Annotated in this window: 2 protein-coding genes; both read left to right on the top strand. The window is 58.1% G+C overall.

Annotated elements, in window-relative coordinates; all coding sequences use genetic code 11:
• On the top strand, positions 1-342 hold a 342-nt coding region (locus tag NKI25_RS36330), incomplete at its 5' end, for a cupredoxin domain-containing protein (protein WP_352643668.1).
• Between the two features lie 25 nt (positions 343-367).
• Positions 368-652, top strand: a complete 285-nt coding sequence (locus NKI25_RS36335) for a copper-binding protein (protein WP_352455535.1) — start codon at positions 368-370, stop codon at positions 650-652.
• The last annotated feature ends 5 nt before the right edge of the window (positions 653-657 follow it).

The following is a 657-nucleotide window of genomic DNA, read 5'->3' on the forward strand; positions in this document are numbered from 1 at the left end:
ATCAACATCTCGATGTCGGAGAAGGACGATGGAAAAATGTTGTTCCAGCCGGCCGTCCTCAAGGTGAGGAAGGGCGAGACCGTTCGCCTGAAGTTCGTCAACAAAGGCCAAGTCGACCACGAGTTCGTCATGGACGTCCATGAGGGGATCATGGAGCACAAGGCGCTGATGGAGAAGTTCCCCGAGATGGAGCACGCCGATCCCAACGCGATCCGGCTGGCGCCCGGCGCCAGAGGCGAGATCATCTGGACGTTCGCCAATGCCGGCGAATTCGGTTTCGGCTGCCTTGTGCCGGGTCACTACGATTCCGGCATGAAGGGCGACATCAGCGTCGCCAACTGAATTCGAAAACACAAAGGAAGCAGTCATGACACTATTGGTAAAGACACTCTCAACGCTCGCGCTCGTTCTCGCCATCGGCGGGAGCGCGCTTGCGCAGGAATACGTGAAGGGCGAAGTCATCAAGGTCGACGCCAAACAGCAGAAGCTGACGATTAAGCATGGGCCGCTGACCAATCTCGACATGCCAGCGATGACGATGGTGTTCGTCGTCGCCGAGCAGGGCCTGCTCGACAAGGTCAAAACGGGTCAGGCGATCGAGTTCACAGCCGATCGCGTCAACGGACGCATCACGGTCACCGGTATCAAGTAACCCGG

Origin of the sequence: Mesorhizobium sp. M0808 (genome assembly GCF_040320025.1) — a bacterium.
In the GTDB taxonomy this organism is placed as follows: domain Bacteria; phylum Pseudomonadota; class Alphaproteobacteria; order Rhizobiales; family Rhizobiaceae; genus Mesorhizobium.